At 66.5% G+C, this 1,612-nt stretch carries 1 protein-coding gene; it reads right to left on the minus strand.

Going from position 1 to position 1,612, the window contains the following annotated elements:
- Positions 1-36 precede the first annotated feature (36 nt).
- Positions 37-1,515 (minus strand): IS66 family transposase, encoded by a 1,479-nt coding sequence (tnpC, locus tag ITP53_RS55215; protein WP_195903461.1) that lies wholly within the window; start codon positions 1,513-1,515, stop codon positions 37-39.
- Between the last annotated feature and the right edge of the window lie 97 nt (positions 1,516-1,612).

Raw genomic sequence — 1,612 nt, forward strand, 5'->3', positions numbered from 1 at the left:
CCCTCGGGCGTGCGTTGTCGCGGCCGGTGGCCGGATTCAGGCTTGTAGTGGGTCTGGTGGCATCCAGGCGCGTCCGAGGAGGGCGTCGCGGATTGCCGTCATGACGTCGGCGCCGTGTTTGGCGGCGGTGGAGATGTAGCCCCGGATGGCGTAGCGATGCTCGGTGGTCTGCTCCGAGCGGAGTCTGCCCGAGATCTTCTGCTGGGTCTTGGCCGGGCGGACATCGCGTTCGGCCTGGTTGCTCGTGGGTGGGATCTGGAGGTCGTGCGCGAAGCGCAGTACGTCGTTCTCGCGGTCGCGGAGTACTTCCAGCAGGACGCGGCCGATCGGCTGGGTGACGGTCTTGGCCGGTCCTGGGATCCGGCGCACCTGGGACAGGCCGACGCGCACCCCGTGCCGGAAGCTGTTGATCCACATCGCCTGGGTGCCGGCGTTCATCGCCTGGTGGCCTTGTTCGCGGGCGAGGTTGGCGGCATGGATCAGACCCCGCAGCGCGGTCTGGATCTGGGCGGGCCAGGCCGCGCCGGGGTAGGTTTCAGCACAGTCTTCAAGATCGCGAAGGAGGTGACTCGTGCATAGTTGATGCAGGTGGACGCCGAGTTCGGCCGAGTCGTAGTTCTGGTAGCGGTCGTGCACGAGGACACCGCTCAGGTCGGCGATGATGAACTTCTTGAAGGTGGCCATGGTGCGGTCGCCGAGCATGTACCAGGTGTAGAGATCGGTGCAGGCGACCAGCAGATACTTCTTGGCCTTCTTCGCACCGACCCGGATCGGCGTCTCGTCGCAGCACACCACGTACGCAGCGGTCAGGAGTGCACGAATACGCAGGTTGGCCTGCACGACCGCGGTGGCGGCGCGGGCGATCATGCCGTGTACGAACCCCGGCGAGGGCTGCGCACCGGTGAGTGAGACGACCAGCTCGACACAGCGGTGCACCGGGATCGCGTGCGCGATCATCAGATACACACACCACGCCCGCAGATTGATCCCCAGGCTGACCGGCGCGGATGGCACCCCGTCCGGGCGGGCTGCGGCGTGCACCTTGCCACAGCCGCAGGCAACCGTGTGCAGGTTGTGCTGAATGGTCGTGGCGCTCATCAGCGGCACCTCGACCTGCTGATGGCGGGCTGTGATGCCCAGATCGGCCGCCTGGGCCAAGTCGGCGCCACACCCGCACACCCCGGACGGGAAATGATCGAGGGTGTCGTCAGGATCATCCGACCAGGCCAGCGTGGTTCCCGGCGCACCGGGCTGCTTACCCGGACGGCGGTTCCCACCGCGGCCGGGCTTGACCCTCGGCTGCACCTTACCGGGCAGATCGTCACTGGCCGAGGACATCCCGGAGTTCCCACTGTTGCGCGAGATCAGCCGCTCCAGCCGCGCGACCCGCTCGCGAAGCTCGGCGTTCTCCTTCTCCAAAACGGTCACCCGCTCGGTCAACCGGGCGTTCTCGACCAACAGAGCCCGCGACAGAGCGATCAGCTCCTCGCGCGACATCTCCTCCAGGCCGGACACCGGATGATCTCACCACGACCCGCACACCAGATCAAAGTGACGCAACGTGAGGACTGCAACCTACTCGTCACTCATCGCGCGCGGGATGAATGTTTAC

Origin of the sequence: Nonomuraea cypriaca (assembly GCF_015645445.1) — a bacterium.
Classification (GTDB): domain Bacteria; phylum Actinomycetota; class Actinomycetes; order Streptosporangiales; family Streptosporangiaceae; genus Nonomuraea; species Nonomuraea cypriaca.